Here is a 21,473-nt window from a genome sequence, read left to right on the forward strand (position 1 = left end):
CGGGCTATTGTGCGCTTCATGACGACGCCTGACAACGCCGCTGAGAAGCCCGCCGAGGCCACCGACGCCGCCCCGACGGCCACCGGAGTCGCCGCCCAGGACTGGGACACGGCCTCCGCCGACCCTCAGTACCGCGCCGCGGTCGTGGACCTGCTCGGAGCGCTCGCGTACGGCGAGCTCGCGGCGTTCGAGCGGCTCGCCGAGGACGCCAAGCTGGCGCCCACGCTGAGCGACAAGGCCGAGCTGGCGAAGATGGCCTCCGCCGAGTTCCACCACTTCGAGCAGCTGCGCGACCGGCTCGCGGCGATCGGTGCCGAACCGACGCAGGCGATGGAGCCCTTCGTCGCCGCCCTCGACGGTTTCCACAAGCAGACGGCGCCCTCCGACTGGCTGGAAGGGCTCGTCAAGGCGTACGTCGGCGACTCGATCGCCAGCGACTTCTACCGTGAGGTCGCCGCGCGCCTCGACTCGGACACCCGCGGTCTCGTCCTCGCCGTCCTCGACGACACCGGCCACGCCGGGTTCGCCATCGAGAAGGTGCGCGCCGCGATCGACGCCGACCCGCGTGTGGGCGGCCGGCTCGCGCTGTGGGCCCGCCGGCTGATGGGCGAGGCGCTGTCCCAGTCGCAGCGTGTGGTCGCCGACCGGGACGCGCTGTCGACGATGCTCGTCGGCGGTGTCGCGGACGGCTTCGACCTCGCCGAGGTCGGCCGGATGTTCTCGCGGATCACCGAGGCGCACACGAAGCGGATGGCCGCGCTGGGCCTGGCCGCCTAGAGCTCGTCCGACGAGGCCCTGGCCGGGGGCGCCTGCCCGTCCGGCCCCGGTCAGCTGTGGTCGCGCCGTCGGTGGTGTGCCCGGTCCCGGGCATGGCCCAGCGCGTCGCTGCGTGCCTTGCGCAGTGGGTCACGCCGTCGCCGAGCGGCGTCGAAATCTTTCCGCCGGACGGAGCAGCAGGGACAGCAGGGCCGCGGAGACGGCGGCCGCGCCGAGCAGGATCACCAGGAAGTGGCCGGCGCCCAGAGCGGTGTGCGTCAGGAAGGCACCGAACAGGGCTCCGGCCACTCCGGTCGAAAGCACCAGACTGCGGGCGGGCAGCCGGTGCGGCAGGCGGTACGCGGCCGCCCACGCCAGTGCGAAACCGAGCAACGCGGAGCCGAGCGTTTCCAACAGCATGGTGGGGGTCCCTCCCGCACGGCCGGGTGCAAATCGGTCGTAGGCGGTCCTACCCGTGACGTGCGGAATGCAACCCTCCCCAATGATCGATCCGTGCTCCGGGCGGGACTGTCACGACCCTGCCCGCACCACCGCGCACACCCGTCGCGGCCAGGGCGTCGCCGGCTGAGCGGAGCAGGCGGAACGGGTGCGGCGGCGGCACGAGCAAGGGCCCGGTGACGTCGTCACCGGGCCCTTGACGCTTCCGCTCGCCGAACTACAGCGCGCTGAATCCCACCTTGCGCTGGGTGGGCTCGCCGAGCTCCACGTACGCGAGGCGGTCGGCCGGAACCAGGACCTTGCGGCCGTGGTCGTCCACGAGGCTCAGCAGCTGCGACTTGCCGGCCAGCGCCTCGGACACCGCGCGCTCGACCTCTTCCGGGGTCTGACCGCTCTCCAGAACGATCTCGCGGGGCGCGTGCTGCACGCCGATCTTGACCTCCACGGCTTTGTCCCTCCGACGGTCAGTGATGTGCGCGTCCGTACGCGCCGTACGCAGCACACATTAGCCCGGTGAGGGGACGTACACGCTCCGCCCGAGAACGCCAGGAGCGAACAGGGGACGGGAACAAAATGGCGGTCAGTGATGATCCGTGCCGTGCAGCGGGAAGCCGGCGATGCCCCGCCAGGCCAGCGAGGTCAGCAGCTGGACCGCCTGGTCGCGCGGGACACTGCGGTCACTGTGCAGCCAGGAGCGGGCCACCACCTGGGCGAGTCCGCCGAGACCCGAGGCGAGGAGCATCGACTCGGCGCGCGAGAGACCGGTGTCCTCGGCGATGACGTCGCAGATCGCCTCCGCGCACTCGTGCGTGACCTTGTCCACGCGCTCGCGGACCGCGGGCTCGTTGGTCAGGTCCGACTCGAAGACCAGCCGGAAGGCGCCGCCGTCGTCCTCGACGTACGCGAAGTAGGCGTCCATCGTGGCGCGCACGCGCAGCTTGTTGTCCGTCGTCGACGCGAGCGCCGTCCGCACGGCCTGGAGCAGCGACTCGCAGTGCTGGTCCAGCAGAGCGAGGTAAAGGTCGAGCTTGCCCGGGAAGTGCTGGTAGAGGACCGGCTTGCTGACGCCCGCGCGCTCGGCGATGTCGTCCATTGCGGCCGAGTGGTACCCCTGCGCGACGAACACTTCCTGGGCGGCGCCGAGGAGCTGGTTGCGCCGTGCCCGGCGCGGCAGGCGAGTGCCCCGCGGGCGTGCCGCCTCTGTCTGCTCGATGGCTGTCACGCCGCCTCCCAAAATCGTCCACATGCGGTGTGCGCCGCGCGGCCATCGTACTTTTCGGTAACCGTGCTGTGCGCGGTGCGAGCGCAGAATTTCACGGACCGGACGCGACCGATAGCGCGCAGAACGGCCCGAATCGGGTGAGATGCACTCCATCTCACCGCGACTTCCCTGGTCAGCGGCGTCCCGTCACCGGTAGTCGTCCTCGTTCAGCTGTACGACCCTGGCCTGTTCGGCGAGATCGGCCTCGTTGGCGTTGAGGGGGTCGCCCGGAGGTGCGGCCACCTCTTCCACAGGGTCCAGCTCGGTGCGCTGCTCAGCGGTGTCGGCCTCCGGGGCTTCCTCGTCGAGGATCTCCCGGAACTGGTCGTCGAACGTCCCGGGGTCTGTCGGGTCGACTGTCATGATTCCTCTTCCCGAACGGTGCGCGTGCGTTGCCGTACGCGTACGAGTGCCCTCGTCTGAAGCCTAGGAGACACGAGATCCGGACGCTATGCGATCCGCACGCCATCTGTGACGGCGAACACATGAACCACTGCGTGATCGTCTCGTAACATTGCCGCATGTCTTCGACCGAGCTGCCGCACGCGCTGGCCACCACCGTCACGCCCCGTGTCGGCGCCGTCAGGGTCGCGGACGGGGAGCGGCTGCGATCGGTCGGCCTTCCGGGCATCACCCTGAGCGTGCGGTCGAGACCGGCGACGCGCAAGGGCCTGCCTGCCGCGTTGTACGTGCACGGCCTCGGCGGTTCCTCGCAGAACTGGTCGGGACTGATGCCGCTCCTCGACGGGCTCGTGGACAGCGAGGCCCTCGACCTGCCCGGGTTCGGCGATTCCCCGCCGCCCGACGACGGGGACTACTCCGTCACGGCGCACGCGCGCGCGGTGATCCGCTACCTGGACGCGGCCGAGCGCGGCCCCGTGCACCTCTTCGGCAACTCGCTCGGCGGCGCCGTCACGACGCGCGTCGCGGCCGTCCGCCCCGACCTCGTCCGCACGCTCACCCTGGTCTCGCCCGCGCTGCCGGAGATCCGCGCGCAGCGCACCGCGTGGCCGACCGCGCTGCTGGCCCTGCCCGGAGTGGCGGGGCTCTTCACCAGACTCACCAAGGACTGGAGCGCCGAGCAGCGCGTCCGGGGGGTGATGGCCCTTTGTTACGGCGACCCCGGCATCGTGACGCCGGAGGGGTTCCGGCACGCGGTGGAGGAGATGGAGCGGAGACTCGCCCTCCCCTATTTCTGGGACGCCATGGCCCGCTCGTCCCGCGGTCTGGTGAACGCGTACACGCTCGGCGGCCAGCACGGACTGTGGCGGCAGGCCGAGCGGGTGCTCGCGCCGACCCTCCTCGTCTACGGGGGCCGGGACCAGCTCGTCGGCTACCGCATGGCCCAGCGTGCGGCCCGCGCCTTCCGCGACTCCCGGCTGCTGTCCCTGCCGGACGCGGGGCACGTGGCGATGATGGAGTACCCGGAGACGGTGGCCACCGCGTTCCGTGAACTTCTCGCCGACGCGGGCGAGCAGCCCTCCCCGTCCGGCGCCGGCGCGGGAAGCTGAGGCGGGGCGTGGGACGTCACAGTCGTCGGGGGCGGCCCGACAAGAGCGACACCTCCGCGATACCCGCGGTGCCCCCGGTTCCCCCGCAGGAGGCGGGTCGCGCACGGGGTGCCGCCCCGGGGACCGCACCGACGGCGGCCCGGGGCCCCGGTTTCCCGTCCCCCCGTCGCGGGGGGATTCCGCCGCAGGGGGCACCGGGCCCACAGCCCGCGACGGACGGGACTCCCGCGCGGGGTGTGCCGCGTTTTCCGGACGGGACTCCGGCGCGGGGTGTGCCGCGTTTTCCGGACGGGACTCCGGCGCAGGGTGTGCCGCGTTTTCCGGACGGGACTCCCGCGCGGGGTGTGCCGCGATTCTCGGACGGGACTCCCGCGCACGGTGTGCCGCGGTTCTCCGGCGGTACCCCCGCCCACGGTGTCCCCCGCGTGCGCGGTGGCCATCCCGAGCAGCGTGAAGCCGGGGGTGGCTGGGGCGAGTTCGGGAGCCCCGGGACGCCCGGTGCCCCGAGCGGGGCACCGCAGGGTGCGCCCCACGGCGCGCCACCCGGTCCCGCGGGTCCCCGGATCCCCCGTCAGCGCCAGGAGCCGGGCGCCACGCCCCGCCAGGCGTACATCGACGCGTTCGATGCCGACGGGGACGAGGACCGCGATGTCTTCGCACCGCGCGCCGGCACCTTCGCGACCCGGGGCGAGGAAGCCCACCGCGCCGACCCGTACGGCTCCGTCACCGACTGGGACGCACGGGACGCGGAGACCGGCGAGAGCCCGCTGCCGGAGACCGAGGAGAAGGCGCAGGGCAAGGGGGGCAAGGGGCGCGCGTTCACCGGCATCGCGGCGGCAGCCGTCACCACCGTGCTGGCCGTCGTGGTGGCCGGACAGGTCGTCTCCGGGCGGCAGGACGCCAGCGCGCACGCCCGGTCCACCGGTGGCGACCGCCAGACGCACGACCCCGCCTCGCGCGGCGACGACCGGCCGACCCCGGCAGGGGCACCCAGCGCGGTGGCGCTGACGTACGACCAGAAGATGGCCAGGACGTACGCGCTCGGCGCGACGCTCAAGGGCTCGGGGAAGTTCGACACCGTCCCCGGCTCCGACAAGGCGCCGGGCAAGGGACGCAAGTACACCTATCGCGTCGACGTCGAGCGGGGCCTCGGCCTCGACGCCGAGCTCTTCGCGCAGGCCGTGCAGAAGACCCTGAACGACAAGCGGAGTTGGGCCCACGGAGGCGCCCGCACCTTCGAGCGGATCTCGTCCGGCAAGCCCGACTTCGTCATCACGCTCGCGAGCCCGGGCACCACCGCCACGTGGTGCGCGAAGTCCGGGCTCGACACGACCGAGGACAACGTGTCGTGCGACTCGGCCTCGACCGAGCGGGTCATGATCAACGCCTATCGCTGGGCGCAGGGCTCCGAGACCTATGGCGATCGAATTCACTCCTACCGGCAGATGCTGATCAACCACGAGGTCGGCCACCGGCTCGGATACGGCCACGTCAGCTGCGACAAGGACGGTGAACTCGCACCCGTGATGCAGCAGCAGACCAAGTTCCTCGACCACGACGGGATCCACTGCAAGGCCAACCCCTGGGTGTATCCCAGGAGTTGACAGCAGGCCCACAGGTCACATTGACATGCGGCGAAAGTTCGTTCATATTTCTCCGCATGTCGCCTCGTCACGTCTCCGCCCGCGCCGCCATTGAGCTGGCGCTGATCGGCGTGACCGCACTCTGCGTGGCCGACATTCACTGTCGCTGACGCCCGCCCCCGGCGAGTGCGTCGCTCTCCCTCTCGTTACTCCTTTTCCGTGTGCCGTCCTCTGTGACGTGCGCGGTCCGGTCGGACACCGACGCCTGACGCCCTGGGTGAACTCTGCGCTCTTCCGTCTCACATTGCGTCAATCAGTCTCACCATTCGAGAGGTCGTCTTCCGATGCGTCATCCGTCCGTCATAGCGCGCCGCGTGGCCGCGGCATCCGTCAGCCTGGTCGTGGCAGCGGGCGCCGCCGCGTGCGGGCCGAAGGACAACGATGCCAACAGCGCCGGTGCCGACTCCGAGCCGCACAAGGGCGGCACCCTCACCGTCCTGAACGCCAACCCGCAGGAAGACTTCGACCCGGCGCGGCTCTACACCTCCGGCGGCGGCAACGTCCCCTCGCTCGTCTTCCGCACCCTCACCACGCGCAACCGCGAGAACGGTGCGGCCGGCGCCCAGGTCGTCCCCGACCTCGCCACCGACACCGGCCGCCCGAGCAAGAACGCGACCGTGTGGACGTACACCCTGAAGAAGGGCCTCAAGTACGAGGACGGCACGCCCATCACCTCCGCCGACATCAAGTACGGCATCGAGCGCTCCTTCGCCGCCGAACTCTCCGGCGGCGCCCCCTACCTGCGGGACTGGCTGATCGGCGGCGCCGACTACCAGGGTCCCTACAAGGACAAGAAGGGCCTCGACTCGATCGAGACGCCCGACGACCTGACGATCGTCTTCCACCTCGACAAGCCCGAGGGCGAGTTCCCCTACCTCGCCACGCAGACGCAGTTCACGCCCGTCCCGAAGGCCAAGGACACCGGCACGAAGTACGAGGAGCACCCCGTCTCCTCCGGCCCGTACAAGGTCGTCAAGAACGAGAACGACGGCGAGCGGCTCGTCCTGGAGCGCAACACCCACTGGTCCGCGTCGACCGACGCCGAGCGCAAGGCCTACCCGGACAAGATCGACGTACGGTCCGGCCTGGACTCGTCCGTGATCAACCAGCGGCTCTCCGCGTCTCAGGGAGCGGACGCCGCCGCCGTCACCACGGACACCAACCTCGGCCCGGCCGAGCTCGCCAAGGTGTCCGGCGACAAGGCCCTGGCCGCGCGCGTCGGCACCGGTCACTTCGGCTACACCAACTACCTCGCCTTCAACCCGAAGGTGAAGCCGTTCGACAACCCGAAGGTCCGCCAGGCGATCTCGTACGCCGTGGACCGCACCTCGGTGATCAACGCGGCCGGCGGCTCGTCGCTCGCCGAGCCCGCGACCACCTACCTGCCCGACCAGAAGTCCTTCGGCTACACGCCGTACGACCACTTCCCGGCGGGCAGGTCCGGCAACCCGGCCAAGGCCGAGGAGCTGCTGAAGAAGGCGGGCTACAAGAACGGCCTGACCATCACGCTCACGCACTCCAACAGCAAGGACTTCGAGACCAGCCCTGAGATCGCCACGGCCCTCCAGGACGCCCTGAAGAAGGCCGGGATCACCGTCAAGCTCCAGGGCCTCGAGGACAACGACTACAGCGACAAGATCCACAGCGCCAAGACCGAGCCCGGCCTCTTCCTCGCCCACTGGGGCGCCGACTGGCCCTCCGGCGGTCCCTTCCTGGCCCCCATCTTCGACGGCCGCCAGATCGTCGAGGACGGCGCCAACTTCAACACCGGCTTCCTCGACGACAAGTCGGTCAACGCCGAGATCGACGCGATCAACAAGCTGACCGACCTCGACCAGGCCGCCCGGCGCTGGGGCGCCCTGGACAAGAAGATCGGCGAGCAGGCGCTGACCGTGCCGCTGTTCCACCCCGTCTACAAGCGCCTGTACGGCAAGGACGTCAAGAACATCGTGATCAGCGACTGGACCGGCGTGCTGGACATCTCCCAGGTCGCGGTGAAGTAGCACCGTGAGCGAGGCACTTGTCGCCTCTCAGGCCCCCGGGACGGACTCCTCCGTCCCGGGGGCCTCGGGGGCCCGTCAGTTCTGGCGGCGGCTGCGAGCGCAGCGCGCCGCCCTCGTCGCGGCGGGCGTCGTCGCGCTGCTCGTCCTGATCGCGCTCGCGGCGCCGCTGCTCACCGCGATCGAGGGCCAGGACCCGACCACCTATCACCCCTCACTCGTGGACTCCGCGCGCGGCGGTGTGCCCGTCGGCCCGCTCGGCGGCATCGGCGGCGACCACTGGCTCGGCGTCGAACCGCAGACGGGCCGCGATCTCTTCGCCCGCCTCGTGTACGGCGCCCGCGTCTCGCTCGGTGTCGCGCTCGCGGCCACGCTCGTCCAGGTCCTCATCGGCGTCGTGGTGGGGGTCGCGGCCGGCCTGGGGAACCGGTGGGTCGACCAGCTGCTCAGCCGGGCCACGGACGTCATCGTCGCCATGCCGCTGATGATCATGTCCCTCGCGCTGCTCGCGATCGTCCCCAGCAGCTTCCCGCGGCCCGTGCTCGTGGCGCTCATCATCGGTCTGGTGGCGTGGGGTTCGATCGCGAAGATCGTCCGTGCCCACACGCTGACCCTCAAGGAGCTCGACTACGTGGCCGCCGCCCGGCTCAGCGGCTGGGGCGCCCGGCGCGTCGCCCGCCGCGAGCTGCTGCCCGCGCTGGCCGCGCCCGTCATCACCTACGCCGCCCTCCTCGTCCCCGCGAACATCACCGTCGAGGCGGCGCTCAGCTTCCTCGGCGTCGGCGTGAAGCCGCCGACGCCGTCCTGGGGACAGATGCTCACCGCGGCCGACATCTGGTACCAGGCGGCCCCTCAGTACCTGCTGCTGCCGGCCGGCGCGCTGTTCGTCACCGTGCTCGCGCTGACCGTGCTCGGCGACGGGGTGCGCACCGCACTCGACCCGCGCGCCGCCTCACGACTGCGCATCGGTACGGGACGCAGGCGGGAGGCCAGGGCATGAGCGTCCTCAAAGGGCTGAGCGGTTCACTCGCCGGGTTCCCGGGCTTCGCGCTGCGGCGCCTGGTCGGGGCCGTCGTCACCCTGTTCGCGATCTCCGTCATCATCTACCTCGTCTTCTACGTCGCGCCCGGCGACGTCGCGCAGATCACCTGCGGCCCGCGCTGCTCACCCGCCCAGGTGCACCAGGTCGCCGATCAGTTGAGGCTCGACGACCCGCTGTACGTGCGCTACTGGCACTTCCTCCAGGGCGTCTTCGCCGGCCAGGACTACTCGACCGGCACGTCGGTGCAGCACTGCGGCGCGCCCTGCCTCGGCGTCTCCTACCAGAGCGGCCAGCAGGTCACCCAGCTGATCTGGGCGAAGCTGCCGGTCACCTTCTCGCTCGTGCTCGGCGCGATGGTGCTGTGGCTGATCCTCGGCGTCGGCACCGGTGTGCTGTCCGCCTGGCGGCGCGGCCGGTTCACCGAGCGGGCGCTGACCGCCGTCACCCTCGCCGGCACGGCCACCCCCGTCTTCGTCATCGGCCTGGTGCTGATGATCGTCGTCTGCGGACAGTTGCAGCTGCTGCCCTTCCCGCAGTACGTGCCCTTCACCGAGGACCCTGAGCAGTGGGCGTGGAACCTGCTGCTGCCCTGGCTGTCGCTGGCGCTGATCGAGTCCGCCAAGTACGCCCGCCTGACCCGGGCCTCCATGCTGGAGACGCTCGCGGAGGACCACGTCCGCACCTTCCGCGCGTACGGAGTGGGCGAGCGCTCGATCATCGGGCGGCACGCCCTGCGGGGCGCCGTGGCGCCGGTCATCGCACTGAGCGCCAACGACTTCGGGTCGGCGATCGGCGGTGCCGTGCTCTCCGAGACGTTGTTCGGTCTTCCGGGGCTCGGGCGCGAACTCGTGCACGCGGTGACCGTCGTCGACCTGCCGGTGGTGGTCGGCATGGTGCTGGTCACCGGCTTCTTCGTGGTCCTGGCCAACGCCGTCGCGGACGTGCTGTTCGCGGTGGCCGACCGACGGGTGGTGCTGTCGTGAGTCCTGCGGAAGCCGACGACGGCGTGCTGCGTGCCGTCGGGGACGGTGGGCTGCCTGCTGTCGGGGACGGTGGGCTGCCTGCCGCCCGGGGCGGTGGGTCGGGTGCCGCCCGTGACGGCGGATCGAGTGCCGCCGGTGGCGGCCGTGGTGCGGGCGGGGGCGGTCTCGCCGAAGTCGGTGACGGGTCCGGTTTCGCCGCTCCGGGCGGGGGGAGCCTCGTCGAGGTCACCGACCTCTCCGTGGCGTTCGGGGACCTGCGCGCCGTCGACGGGCTCTCCTTCCGGCTGGAACGGGGAGCCGCGCTGGGACTCGTCGGCGAGTCCGGGTCCGGCAAGTCCACCGTGGCGTCGGCCCTGCTGGCGCTGCACCGGGGCACGGGAGCGCGGGTCGGCGGCACGGTGCGGGTGGCCGGCGTGGACGTACTGGCGGCCTCTGAAGACGAACTGCGGCGGCTGCGGGGCGGGAAGGCCGCCATGGTCTTCCAGGACCCGCTGTCGTCCCTCGACCCGTACCAAGCGGTCGGCGACCAGATCGCCGAGGTGTACCGCGTGCACACCAGGGCGTCACGGCGAGCGGCACGCGCGCGTGCCGTCGAGGTGCTCGACCGCGTCGGCATACCGGACGCGGCCCGTCGCGCCCGTTCGCGTCCGCACGAGTTCAGCGGCGGAATGCGCCAGCGCACCCTGATCGCCATGGCTCTGGCCTGCCGGCCCGACCTGCTGATCGCCGACGAGCCGACCACGGCCCTCGATGTGACCGTCCAGGCCCAGATCCTCGACCTGCTGCACACCCTGCGCGAGGAGACCGGCATGGGGCTGCTGCTCGTCACGCACGACGTGGGGGTCGCGGCCGAGAGCGTGGACGAGATCCTCGTCATGCGCCACGGGCGCGCCGTCGAGCACGGCCCGGTCAAAACCGTTCTCGGGGCGCCCCGGGACACGTACACGCGTGAACTGCTCGGTGCCGTCCCGCGGGTGGACGCTCCACGCGTCACCGAGGGCGACGTCGGCGACGAGACCGTCCTCGAAGCGGTGGGGCTGCGACGCGAGTTCGGCACGGGGAAGCTGCGTTTCGCCGCCGTCGACGACGTGTCGCTGACGGTCCGCCGGGGCGAGACCCTCGGCGTCGTCGGCGAGAGCGGCAGCGGGAAGACCACGCTGGGACGGATGCTGGTCGGGCTCCTGGAGCCCACCGCCGGCACGGTCCGCCACGAAGGGCGCGAGCAGACCGGCGTGAGCCCTTCGGTGCAGATGGTCTTCCAGGACCCGGTGTCCTCCCTCAACCCCCGGCGCAGCGTGGGCGAGTCGATCGCCGACCCGCTGCGGGCCCGCGGCGAACGCGACGAGGGCCGGATCAGGGGGCGCGTGCGGGAGCTGCTGGCACGCGTCGGCCTCGACCCGGACCACTACGACCGGTACCCGCACGAGTTCAGCGGCGGGCAGCGGCAGCGGGTCGGCATCGCGCGAGCCCTCGCCGCGGAGCCGCGCGCCATCGTGTGCGACGAACCGGTCTCCGCGCTCGACGTCACCACCCAGGCCCAAGTGGTCGCCCTGCTCGGTGAGCTTCAGCGCGAACTGGGGCTCGCGCTGGTCTTCGTGGCGCACGACCTCGCGGTCGTGCGCCAGGTCAGCGACCGGGTGGCGGTGATGCGGCGCGGCCGGATCGTCGAGTACGGGCCCGCCGACGAGGTGTACGAGTCCCCCCGGGACCCCTACACCGAGCAACTGCTCGCCGCCGTACCGGCGCTCGACCCGGAGGTCGCGGCACGGCGCCGTGCCGCCCGCGGGGAGCCGGCGACGGTCTGAGCCGCAGGGTCGGCATGCGTGGTGCGGTTCGAGCGGCGCGGTCGGCCTGCGCCGTCGGCAGGCGGGGGGTGCGGTGCGAGCGGCGCAGTCGGCACGTGCCGCGCGCGGTGCGGTCCGAGCGGCGTCGGTGGCACGTACGGCCAGGCATGCGTGACGACGAAGCGTAGTCGCATGATCTCTTAGCGCGACAGAACGCGGCCTGCGCGGGAAAGTTACGACCGTTCACCCCTTTTGGTGGTGCGATGGACAACCGTCCGTCGCGCCACCGTCATGTCCGCATACGTTCTTCCCGCTGTGAGCCGCCGGGTCAACGGCGGCTCCCCATATGGGAGATCGGGGGTGTGGTCGTGCGCATCGGACTGCTTACGGAGGGTGGCTATCCGTATGTGAGCGGTGACGCCAGACTCTGGTGCGACCGGCTCGTACGCGGGCTCGGGCAGCACGAGTTCGACATCTACGCGCTAAGCCGCAGCGAGCGCCAGGAGGACGAGGGCTGGATCCAGCTGCCGCCGCAGGTCAGCAGGGTGCGGACAGCGCCACTGTGGACCGTCGAGGACGACGGGGTGGTGTACGGACGCCGGGCGCGGCGACGCTTCGCCGACGCCTACGGAGAGCTGGCGGCGGCCGTGTGCGAGGGGCCGGGGGCTCTCGACGGCTCGGCACTCGGTGGCGGCGCGGGACCCCACGACGGCCCGGCGGCCTCAGGCGGTGTTGAGGCGGACCGTTTCGGCAGCGCGCTCTACGCCCTCGGGGAACTCGCCCGGGACGAGGGCGGTCTCGCCGGCGCCCTGCGTTCGGAGGGTGCCGTGCGCGCACTGGAACGCGCCTGCCGTGCACCCGGCGCGCTGCGTACCGCCCGCACGGCCCGCGTGCCCGACCTGCTCGCCTTCGCCTCCCATGTCGAACGTGCCCTGCGGCCCTTGTCGCTGGACTGGTACGAGGGCGACGGACTCGACTCGGTGGACCTGTGCCACGCCACGGCGGGCGGCACCGCGGCGCTGCCCGGTCTGCTCGCCCGGCACTTCGCCGGTGTGCCCCTGCTGGTCACCGAATACGGGGTGCAGTTGCGCGCGCACTACCTGGCCTCCGCCACCGTCGGCGAGAGCCCGGCCGTACGCGCCCTGCTCGCCGGCTTCCACGGCAGGCTCGCCGCCGAGGTCTACCGGGCCGCCGCGCTCATCACGCCCGGCAACACGCACGCCCGCCGCTGGCAGGAGCGCTGCGGCGCCGACCGCGCCAAACTGCGCACCGTCTACCCCGGGATGGAGGCGTCCCGCTTCGCGGACGTGGGAGAGAGCGCGGAGGGTGAGGGCAGCGGATGCGCCGACCCGGACACGCTGGTGTGGGTCGGCCGCATCGAACCCGCCAAGGACCTGATCTCGCTGCTGCACTCCTTCGCGGAGATCCGCAAGGAGGAACCGAAGACGCGGCTGCGGATCGTCGGTGCGCCCGCCGACGGCCCCGAGGGCACGACCTATCTGGCCCACTGCCGGGCGCTGGCCGCCCAGCTCTTCCCCGACGAGGCGGAGGGCGTGCACGCGGTCGGCGACAACCCGGTGTCCTTCGAGGAGATCGGCGGTCCCGAGGTCCCCAGCCTGGCGGAGGCGTACGCCTCCGGAGCCGTCGTCGTGCTCTCCAGCGTCGTCGAGGGCTTTCCGATCAGTCTCGTGGAGGCCATGTTCTGCGGTCGTGCGACCGTCTCCACGGACGTGGGCGCGGTCGTCGAGGTCATCGGCGGTACGGGGCTGGTGGTGCCGCCCCGCAATCCGCGGGCGCTCGCCGAGGCGTGCGTGACGCTGCTGCGTGACCCTGAGCGCCGTGAGCGCCTGGGCGCGGCCGCGCGCGCACGCGCCCTCGAACTGTTCACCGTCGAGCAGAACGTCGCAGCCTTCCACGACATCTACCTGGAGATCGTCTCGCACTCCCCGGTCCGGCGGGTGGTCGTGGACGAAGAGGGCGAGCCGTTGCCCTTCGGAGTTCCCGCGGAGGCCCATGTGCCGGGCCGCTGGACCGAGGTCCGTCCTATGCCCGCGGGGCGGCCGCGTTGGGCGGCGGGGGCGCCCGTGCGCGCCACGGTTCCCGTTCCCGCGGGGGAGGGGGCCCGATGAGCGAGACGACCGGACCGCGCGCATCGAGCGGACCCCACACCCTGCACGAGCTGGACGACCTGGCCGGCCCGGGCGCCCTGGGCGGCGGGGGCTTGGGCAGCGAGGAAGTCGAGGACTCGGGCGGTGCGAGTGGCCGGGACGCGAGTGACCGGGACTCGGGTGGCCGGGACTCGGGTGGCGCGAATGGCCGGGAGGCGGGCGGTGCGAGCGGGGGAGGCGCCGACGGCGCGGGCCGCATCGGTGAGGCTGCCGACCGGGACGGCGGCGGCGCCGGGGAACGAAAACGCAAAGGTGGTGCGAACGGCAGGGACGGGAGTGCGAGTCGTACCGACGGCGCGCGCAGGCCCACCGCGCGCCGTGGCGCCGCCGACCCCGTGAAAGCGCTCATGCACCGGCACCGCGAACTCTGCGAGCGCGCCGTCGACCCGCTGGAGATCGCCGCCGGTCTGGAGGCCCACGGTGTGACCGACCGGACGGCTACCCGATTCCGCCACCGCGACGTGTTCTCGCTCGCCGAGGAGATGTACGCCCGCGCCTCGCGCGACGGCGAACACACCCCGCGCCCGAAGGAGCCGGAACGCCCCGGTCCGCGCGCCGACTGGGCGGTGCTCGCCCTGCTGCCCGGCGTCCTCTGCCTGGCGGCCACGCTCGGACTGCGCGCCACAGAGAGCAGGCCGCGCCTCGCGGTGGCCGCGGCCGGCGTTCTCGCCGTGACCCTAGGCCTGCGGTACGCCTTGCGCCGCGGCCCCCTGAGCGACGGTCAGCGCACGACCGGCGCCACCCGCGGCTGGACGTGCTGGCTCATCGCCTACGCCCTCCTCGGTGACGGGCTGCTGAGCGCCGCGCTCGACGGCGGACCCGACGGCCCCTGGCCGCTCGCCACCGCACCCGTGCTGGCCCTCTCGACGGCGTGTGCCCCGGCGGCCTGGTGTGCGCAGCTCTTCGTGGTGAGCGCCCGTCGCAGACTGACCGCCAGCCGCGGCCTCGACGAGTTCGCCACCACCGTCCGCCCCCTGCTCCTCGGCGTGTTCACCCTGTTCCTGTGCGCCCTCGGCGGACTGCTCGCCCTGAGCGCGGCGGTGCTCGACGAGCCCCCCGCCTACGCCGGTGCCGGTGCCCTCGGCGCCCTGCTCCTGCTCGCCCGTCTGCTGACGGCGCGCGGCTTCACCCACGCGCCCGCCGTGATGCTCGCCGGCGCCGGAGCCACCGAGGCGATCGCGCTCGCCACCGTCTTCGCGGGCCGCCTGCCCGGCTGCTCCTTCCTCGCCACGCCCGTCGAGACCGTCGTCGACGCCTGGGGGCCCGGCGCCGTACCGGCTCTGGTGTGCGGCATGGCGGCGTTCGTCCTGCTCGTCCACTCGACGCGCACCCTGACCAGGGCCTCCGCCCACGCACTGCCCAGCGAGGCGGTGTGAACGGCGCTTCCGTGCCCGGCACCCGCACGGACCCACTTCTCCCGCGGGGCCGACACCGCGGGCCCTCTCCCGACCCACGGCATCACCTGAAGGAGAAATCCAGATGATCACCTCCCGAACCGGAGAATCCGCCCCGGGAGCCGCCCGATGAGGGTCCTGCTGATCGGAGCCAACGGATACCTCGGCCGCTTCGTGGCCGACAGACTGCTCGCCGACCCGGCCGTGCAGCTCACCGCGCTCGGACGGGGCGACGACGCCGACGTCCGCTTCGACCTCGCCTCGGGCAGTCCCGGCGCACTCACCCGCTTCCTGGACGCGGTGCACCCCGGAGTCGTCATCAACTGTGCCGGCGCCACCCGCGGAGGCGCTCGCGAACTGACCCGGCACAACACCGTCGCCGTCGCCACCGTCTGCGAGGCCCTCCGCCGCAGCGGCTGCGGGGCACGGCTCGTCCAGATCGGCTGCGGCGCCGAGTACGGGCCCAGCCAGCCCGGCTCCTCCACCGCCGAGGACGCCGTGCCGCGCCCCGGAGGGCCGTACGGCGTCAGCAAGCTCGCCGCCACCGAACTGGTCCTCGGCTCCGGCCTGGACGCTGTGGTCCTTCGGGTCTTCTCGCCCGCCGGGCCCGGCACACCCGCCGGATCCCCGCTGGGCCGGCTCGCCGAGGCTCTCCGGCGCGCCATGCAGTCCGGTGACGGCGAACTCAAACTCGGCGGGCTCGGCGTCCAGCGCGACTTCATCGACGTACGCGACGTCGCCCGTGCCGTCCACGCGGCCTCGCTCTCCGCGGCGCAGGGCGTGATCAACATCGGCTCGGGACGGGCTGTACGTCTCCGCGACGCGGCCGCGGTCCTCGCCCGGGTCGCCGGCTACGGCGGCGTCCTGCACGAACTAGACGGACCTCCCGGCCCCCTCAGGACATCCATCGGCCACCCCCGCAACGAACCGGACCACGCGGCCCCGGTCGCGTACCCGTACCCGGACGGCTGCGGCAGTTGGCAGCAGGCCGACGTGCGCACCGCACGCGACCGGCTCGGCTGGCGGCCCCGCATCAACCTCGAGGAATCCCTGGCAGACATCTGGATGGAGGCGGCATGCCGTATCTGACCAGCACCGCAGCCGGCACCGCGAGCACCGACCTCAAGGTCGGCTTCGGCATCCCCGGCTATGCGCACCCCCTCGTCGCTCCGCTGGAGTGGGCCGAACTCACCCGGCCCGGTGCCCCTTTGCACTGGGTCGCCCTGAACGTGTCCAACGGACCCGGCACCCGTCCCGACCCGCACTGCCTGGAGGCCGTCGGGCGGCTGCGCAACGCGGGCGTACGCGTGCTCGGGCGCCTGGACGCGACGTACGGCGCGCGCGCCTTCGGCGAACTGGTCTCCGACGCCCAGCGCTACCTCGACTGGTACCAGGTCGACGGCTACCTCCTCGACCGCTGTCCCACCCAACGCACCGCGCTCGCCGAGGTCCGCCGGACCGTCGGCACGCTCCGGACGCTCCGTGAGGATGCCCACATCGTGCTCGGGCACGGTGCCCACCCGCATCCCGGCTACGCGGAGAGCGCCGACCAGTTGGTCACCTTCTCCGGCTCCTGGAGCGACTACCGCTGGTCCCAGGTCGCCGAGTGGACCGCCGACTACCCGCCCGAGCTGTTCTGCCACTTGGTGCACGGCGTGCCGCGCGGTCATCTCGACGAGGCGCTGCGCATCGCCCGCTGGCAGGGTGCTTCGACGATCTACTTCACCGATCGCACCGATCTCGGTGGGCGGGCCGACCCCTGGGAGACGATGCCCGGCTACTGGGACGAGATCGTCTCGCGGATCGGAACGGGTGTCTCGGAATGAAGAAGGGCGTGGCAGTGTTACGGGGAGAACAACTGTAGTGATTGACCGACCAACGGAGCCCCCGTGTCGCTGCCACCCCTGGTCGAGCCGGCTTCCGAGCTCACCGTAGACGAGGTCCGCAGGTACTCCCGCCACCTGATCATCCCCGACGTGGGCATGGACGGGCAGAAGCGGCTGAAGAACGCCAAGGTGCTGTGTGTCGGCGCCGGCGGCCTCGGATCGCCGGCGCTGATGTACCTGGCCGCGGCGGGCGTGGGCACGCTCGGCATCGTGGAGTTCGACGAGGTCGACGAGTCCAACCTGCAGCGCCAGATCATCCACAGCCAGTCGGACATCGGCCGTTCCAAGGCCGAATCGGCCCGCGACTCCGTGCTGGGCATCAACCCGTACGTGAACGTGATCCTTCACGAAGAGCGGCTCGAAGCCGAGAACGTGATGGACATCTTCAGCCAGTACGACCTGATCGTCGACGGCACGGACAACTTCGCCACCCGCTACCTGGTCAACGACGCGTGCGTGCTCCTCAACAAGCCGTACGTGTGGGGTTCGATCTACCGGTTCGACGGTCAGGCCTCCGTCTTCTGGTCGGAGCACGGTCCCTGCTACCGCTGCCTCTACCCGGAGCCCCCGCCGCCGGGCATGGTTCCCTCCTGCGCCGAGGGTGGCGTGCTGGGCGTGCTGTGCGCGTCGATCGGCTCCATCCAGGTCACCGAGGCGATCAAGGTCCTCACCGGCACCGGCGAGCCCCTCGTCGGCCGACTGATGATCTACGACGCCCTGGAGATGCAGTACCGCCAGGTCAAGGTCCGCAAGGACCCGAACTGCGCCGTCTGCGGCGAGAACCCCACCGTCACCGAGCTCATCGACTACGAGGCCTTCTGCGGCGTCGTGTCCGAGGAGGCCCAGGAAGCGGCGGCCGGTTCGACGATCACTCCCAAGCAGCTCAAGGAGTGGATCGACGACGGCGAAAACATCGAGATCATCGACGTCCGTGAGATCAACGAGTACGAGATCGTCTCGATCCCCGGCGCCAAGCTGATCCCGAAGAACGAGTTCCTCATGGGCACTGCCCTGGAGTCCATGCCGCAGGACAAGAAGATCGTCCTGCACTGCAAGACGGGTGTCCGCAGTGCGGAAGTCCTCGCCGTCCTGAAGTCCGCGGGCTTCTCCGACGCGGTCCACGTGGGCGGCGGCGTGATCGGCTGGGTCAACCAGATCGAGCCCGACAAGCCGGTCTACTAGGCATACGCCCTCTTCGGAGGTGGGGCCCGGCACCCTGTGTGCCGGGCCCCTTGCCGTGGTCCGAGGGCACCCGAACCGGTGCCCTCGGACCAGGCGGCCTAGGAGGCGCAGACCTTGCCGTCCTTCGGCACGGTCCCGTCCAGCAGATACCTGTTCACGGTCGAGTCCACGCACTCGCTCCCGCTGCCGTAGGCGCCATGGCCCTCGCCCTTCCAGGTGAGCTCCACACCGACGTCCTTGCCCAGCTCGTCGGCCATCCTGCGGGCGCCCTCGTACGGTGTCGCGGGGTCGCCGGTGTTGCCGACGACCAGGACCGGCTCCGCACCCGGTGCGCTGACCTCCGGGTTGTCGAACTGGCCGGCCACCGGCCAGTCGTGGCACCAGCCCGCCGTGTCCCAGCCCATGAAGTCGCCGAAGACGGGCGAGATCTTCTCGAACTCGGGCAGCAGCTTCCTCGTCTCCTCGGGAGTCGGCCGCTGCTTGTCGTCCAGGCACGATATGACCCGCTGCGAGTGCGTCGTCGTGCCGTAGTGCCCCGATGGGTCGCGTTCGTTGTAACCGTCGGCGAGCGTCAGCAGTTCCGAACCGTCCCCGTCCTCGGCCGCCTTGAGCGCGCTGGTGAGGTTGGGCCAGCCCTGCTTGCTGTACAGCGGCAGGACGATGCCGGTGAGGGCCAGCGTCTGGGTGAGCTTGCGTCCGCCCGAGGCGGGCAGCGGCCGGGCGTCGATGCGCTTCAGCAGGTCCACGATCTTCTGCGAGCCCTGCTTCGGGTCCTGGCCCGTGGACTTCAGATAGTCGTCCAGGGCCCGCTGGAAGCCGAGCGTCTGATTCTTGGCGTGGCCGACGGTGTCGGCACTCGGGTCGACGACGGCGTCCAGCACCAGGCGCCCCACGTGCTTCGGGAACAGGTGGGCATACACCCCGCCCAGTTCGGTGCCGTAGGAGATGCCGAAGTAGTGCATCTCGCGGTCGCCGAGGACCTCGCGCATCAGATCCATGTCGCGTGCCGTGTCCGTGGTCGACACATGGGACATGAGCTTGCCCGCGGCCTTCTCGCAGCCCTTGCCGAAGTCCGTGGCGTCCTTGAAGTACGCGGCTTCCTCGGTGGCGTCGTCCGGTGTGGCGTCCACCGACTCGGCCGCCTGGATGTCCTTGTCGCCGCGGCAGCGCACCCCTTCGCTCGCCGCCACGCCGCGCGGATCCCAGCTCACCAGGTCGTACCGCTCGTGGAGGGAGCCGACGATCGCGCCGTACGACGGCATGGTGGAGATGCCCGAGCCGCCGGGTCCGCCGAAGTTGAACAGGAGCGAGCCGATGCGCTTGTCCGAGCCGCCCGTCGCCTTCGAGCGGATCACGGCGAGACCGATCGTCTCGCCGTCCGGCTTCGCGTAGTCCAGCGGGACCTTGAGCGTGGCGCACTGCCAGCCGCTGCCCGGCGCGGGGGAGTCGGACGTGCCCTTGCAGCGGCCCCAGTCGAGCTTTTGCGAGGTGAGTCTGCCGGGCAGCCCCGACGGTGTGCCCGAAGAGGGCGCTGTGGCCGACGACTTGTCGCCGCCCTTCCCTTCGTCCACGCCTTCACCGGACGACTCACTGCTGCAACCGGCCACCAGCAACGCGGCGGCGGCCGCGGCCGTCCACCGTGCGAAACGTGCCATGCGCTTCCCCCCTCACCCGTGGTCCGCCCGATCCGCGGATCACATGCAGGCAATAGTAGGCGGCGGCCTCCGAAGCCGTCACAGCCTGTGGATAACTCATTGACCTGCGGTTTTCTACGAACAGACGGTTCCGGCGGGCGGGATGGTTCCCTCCAGCAGATAGCCGTTCACCGCGCCTTGCACGCACTTGTTCTTGCTGTCGTAGGCCCCGTGCCCCTGACCCTTGTACGTCAGCTCGACGCCGACCCCCTTGCCCAGCGCTTCCACCATCTTCCGGGCGCCCTCGTACGGCGTGGCCGGATCGCCGGTGTTGCCGACGACCAGGATGGGCGCCGCGCCGGCGGCGGCGACGTTCGGGTGGTCGGCGGCGCCCGCCACGGCCCAGTCCGTGCAGCTGACCATGCCCCAGGCCAGATAGTCGCCGAACAGCGGTGAGGCGGCCCGGAACTGCGGCAGCCTCGACACCACGAAGTCCGGGGTGTAGCGCGGCTTGTCGTCCGCGCAGTTGATGGAGATGTTCGCCGGGACGAGATTGCTGTACTGGCCGTTCGCGTCGCGTCCGTTCATGGAGTCCGACAGCAGCATGAGCACCTTGCCGTCGCCGTCGTAGGCCTGCTCGAGACCCTCGGTCAGGTACTCCCAGAAGTCCTTGGAGTACAGCGCCTGGGCGATGCCGCTGGTCGCCGCGGTCTGGGTGAGTTCGCGGGGGAAGACGCCGGGGATCGGCTTCACTTCGAGGTCCTTGAGCAGCTCGGCGATGCGGTCCTTCACGTTCTGAGGCGTGTCACCGATCGGACAGTCCTCGACCTTGGAGGTGCAGTCCTTGGCGAAGTTGTCGAGTGCGAGCTGGAAGCCCTTGGCCTGCCCGAGCGAGCTCTGCTCGGGGTTCTGCGTCGGGTCGACGACCGCGTCGAACACCGCGCGTCCCACGTTCTTCGGGAACAGGTGGGCGTAGACGCCGCCCAGTTCGGTCCCGTAGGAGATGCCGAAGTAGTGCAGCTTCGCGTCGCCGAGGACCTGGCGCATCAGGTCCATGTCCCGGGCCGCGTCCGTGGTGCGCACATGGGGGAGGATCGTGCCGGAGTTCTTCTCACAGGCCGCGTTGAACGTCCTGGTGTTCCGCAGGAACTCCTTCTGCTCCGCGGCGTCGTCCGGCGTGGCGTCCTGCTGGAAGAACTCGTCGAGCTGCTGGTCGTCCTCGCATGTCACGCCCGCGCTGCGGCCCACGCCGCGCGGGTCGAAGCTCACCAGGTCGTAGCGGGTGCGCAGGGCGGTGTAGTCCTCGCCGAAGGCGGGCAGCGTGGTGACGCCCGAGCCCCCCGGGCCGCCGAAGTTGAAGATGAGCGAGCCGATCCGCTTGCTCGGGTCGCCGCTCGTCTTCGCCCGGATCAGCGCCAGCCCGATCGTGTCGCCCTTGGGATCGGCCCAGTCGAGGGGCGCCTTCATCGTGGCGCACTGCCACTCGGTGCCGCCCGGCAGAGGTGACGGGGCGTTCCCCCCGCCCTCGGACTCGGAGGGTGCCGGGCACTTCTTCCAGCTCAGCCTCTGAGCTGTCAGATCCCCGTCCCCGTGCTTGTCCTTCGACCCGTCGCTGCAACCCGCGAGCAAGGAGAGCAGCACAACGGCGGTCAGGGTCAGGGCAGCGGCGCGCGACTGGGGAGGGTTCGGCATGTCCCCATCGTGCGGTCGTGCGGGGTGGTGCGCGCGGGGCGCGGGCCGTGTGGGTGAGTGTGCCGCAGCGCTCGGACC

General features: G+C 71.4%; 19 protein-coding genes. 13 read left to right on the forward strand and 6 right to left on the reverse strand.

Annotated elements, in window-relative coordinates; genetic code table 11:
• Positions 1-9 precede the first annotated feature (9 nt).
• The gene (locus tag H305_RS0120275) at positions 10-777 is read left to right on the forward strand and encodes a ferritin-like fold-containing protein (RefSeq protein WP_028801991.1); all 768 of its coding nucleotides are present in this window, start codon (positions 10-12) and stop codon (positions 775-777) included.
• 129 nt (positions 778-906) lie between these two features.
• Here H305_RS0120275 and H305_RS0120285 read toward each other — a convergent pair whose 3' ends face one another.
• The 4 genes from H305_RS0120285 to H305_RS0120300 form a co-directional block, all read right to left on the reverse strand.
• Positions 907-1,176, reverse strand: a complete 270-nt coding sequence (locus H305_RS0120285; RefSeq protein ID WP_028801992.1) for a hypothetical protein — start codon at positions 1,174-1,176, stop codon at positions 907-909.
• 256 nt (positions 1,177-1,432) lie between these two features.
• Positions 1,433-1,660, reverse strand: coding sequence for a DUF3107 domain-containing protein (locus tag H305_RS0120290; protein WP_028801993.1), 228 nt, complete (start codon positions 1,658-1,660; stop codon positions 1,433-1,435).
• Between the two features lie 135 nt (positions 1,661-1,795).
• A complete protein-coding gene (locus H305_RS0120295) occupies positions 1,796-2,437 on the reverse strand; it encodes a TetR/AcrR family transcriptional regulator (RefSeq protein ID WP_028801994.1) in 642 nt (213 codons plus the stop codon).
• 186 nt (positions 2,438-2,623) lie between these two features.
• On the reverse strand, positions 2,624-2,839 hold the full coding sequence (locus H305_RS0120300; protein ID WP_028801995.1) for a hypothetical protein: 216 nt from the start codon (positions 2,837-2,839) through the stop codon (positions 2,624-2,626).
• A gap of 158 nt (positions 2,840-2,997) precedes the next feature.
• Between H305_RS0120300 and H305_RS46565 the strand changes: the two genes are divergently transcribed.
• From H305_RS46565 to moeZ, 12 genes are all read left to right on the forward strand, one after another.
• Positions 2,998-3,987 (forward strand): alpha/beta fold hydrolase, encoded by a 990-nt coding sequence (locus tag H305_RS46565; RefSeq protein WP_051370778.1) that lies wholly within the window; start codon positions 2,998-3,000, stop codon positions 3,985-3,987.
• An 8-nt stretch (positions 3,988-3,995) separates the two neighbouring features.
• Positions 3,996-5,591, forward strand: coding sequence for a DUF3152 domain-containing protein (locus tag H305_RS0120310; protein WP_028801996.1), 1,596 nt, complete (start codon positions 3,996-3,998; stop codon positions 5,589-5,591).
• Positions 5,592-5,647: 56 nt separating this feature from the next.
• On the forward strand, positions 5,648-5,740 hold the full coding sequence (locus H305_RS56075; protein ID WP_324608112.1) for an Ms4533A family Cys-rich leader peptide: 93 nt from the start codon (positions 5,648-5,650) through the stop codon (positions 5,738-5,740).
• A 174-nt stretch (positions 5,741-5,914) separates the two neighbouring features.
• On the forward strand, positions 5,915-7,633 hold the full coding sequence (locus H305_RS0120315; RefSeq protein WP_028801997.1) for an ABC transporter substrate-binding protein: 1,719 nt from the start codon (positions 5,915-5,917) through the stop codon (positions 7,631-7,633).
• 4 nt (positions 7,634-7,637) lie between these two features.
• Complete coding sequence (locus H305_RS0120320; protein WP_028801998.1) at positions 7,638-8,630, forward strand: ABC transporter permease; 993 nt, start codon at positions 7,638-7,640, stop codon at positions 8,628-8,630.
• Positions 8,627-9,655: an ABC transporter permease gene (locus H305_RS0120325; RefSeq protein WP_037764707.1), complete on the forward strand. Its 1,029-nt coding sequence runs from the start codon at positions 8,627-8,629 to the stop codon at positions 9,653-9,655. The genes H305_RS0120320 and H305_RS0120325 overlap by 4 nt, the downstream gene beginning before the upstream one ends.
• Positions 9,656-9,894: 239 nt before the next feature.
• Positions 9,895-11,460 (forward strand): dipeptide ABC transporter ATP-binding protein, encoded by a 1,566-nt coding sequence (locus H305_RS0120330; RefSeq protein ID WP_028802000.1) that lies wholly within the window; start codon positions 9,895-9,897, stop codon positions 11,458-11,460.
• A gap of 347 nt (positions 11,461-11,807) precedes the next feature.
• Positions 11,808-13,568 carry a DUF3492 domain-containing protein gene (locus H305_RS0120335; protein WP_028802001.1) on the forward strand — a complete coding sequence of 587 codons (1,761 nt, stop codon included), beginning with the start codon at positions 11,808-11,810 and terminating at the stop codon, positions 13,566-13,568.
• Positions 13,565-14,983 (forward strand): hypothetical protein, encoded by a 1,419-nt coding sequence (locus tag H305_RS46570; RefSeq protein WP_234020974.1) that lies wholly within the window; start codon positions 13,565-13,567, stop codon positions 14,981-14,983. The genes H305_RS0120335 and H305_RS46570 overlap by 4 nt, the downstream gene beginning before the upstream one ends.
• 147 nt (positions 14,984-15,130) lie before the next feature.
• Positions 15,131-16,090: an NAD-dependent epimerase/dehydratase family protein gene (locus H305_RS0120345; RefSeq protein ID WP_028802003.1), complete on the forward strand. Its 960-nt coding sequence runs from the start codon at positions 15,131-15,133 to the stop codon at positions 16,088-16,090.
• Positions 16,078-16,827, forward strand: a complete 750-nt coding sequence (locus H305_RS0120350; RefSeq protein WP_028802004.1) for a spherulation-specific family 4 protein — start codon at positions 16,078-16,080, stop codon at positions 16,825-16,827. Before H305_RS0120345 ends, H305_RS0120350 begins: the two co-directional genes overlap by 13 nt.
• Before the next feature lie 63 nt (positions 16,828-16,890).
• On the forward strand, positions 16,891-18,069 hold the full coding sequence (gene moeZ / locus H305_RS0120355; protein ID WP_028802005.1) for an adenylyltransferase/sulfurtransferase MoeZ: 1,179 nt from the start codon (positions 16,891-16,893) through the stop codon (positions 18,067-18,069).
• A gap of 98 nt (positions 18,070-18,167) precedes the next feature.
• On the opposite strand, the gene H305_RS0120360 is transcribed toward moeZ, so the two are convergent.
• Together H305_RS0120360 and H305_RS0120365 are read right to left on the reverse strand one after the other, a co-directional pair.
• A complete protein-coding gene (locus tag H305_RS0120360) occupies positions 18,168-19,724 on the reverse strand; it encodes an alpha/beta hydrolase (RefSeq protein WP_028802006.1) in 1,557 nt (518 codons plus the stop codon).
• Between the two features lie 114 nt (positions 19,725-19,838).
• Positions 19,839-21,395, reverse strand: coding sequence for an alpha/beta hydrolase (locus H305_RS0120365; RefSeq protein WP_028802007.1), 1,557 nt, complete (start codon positions 21,393-21,395; stop codon positions 19,839-19,841).
• Between the last annotated feature and the right edge of the window lie 78 nt (positions 21,396-21,473).

The sequence above is a fragment of the Streptomyces sp. 142MFCol3.1 genome, assembly GCF_000424945.1.
GTDB classification, from domain to species: domain Bacteria; phylum Actinomycetota; class Actinomycetes; order Streptomycetales; family Streptomycetaceae; genus Streptomyces; species Streptomyces siamensis.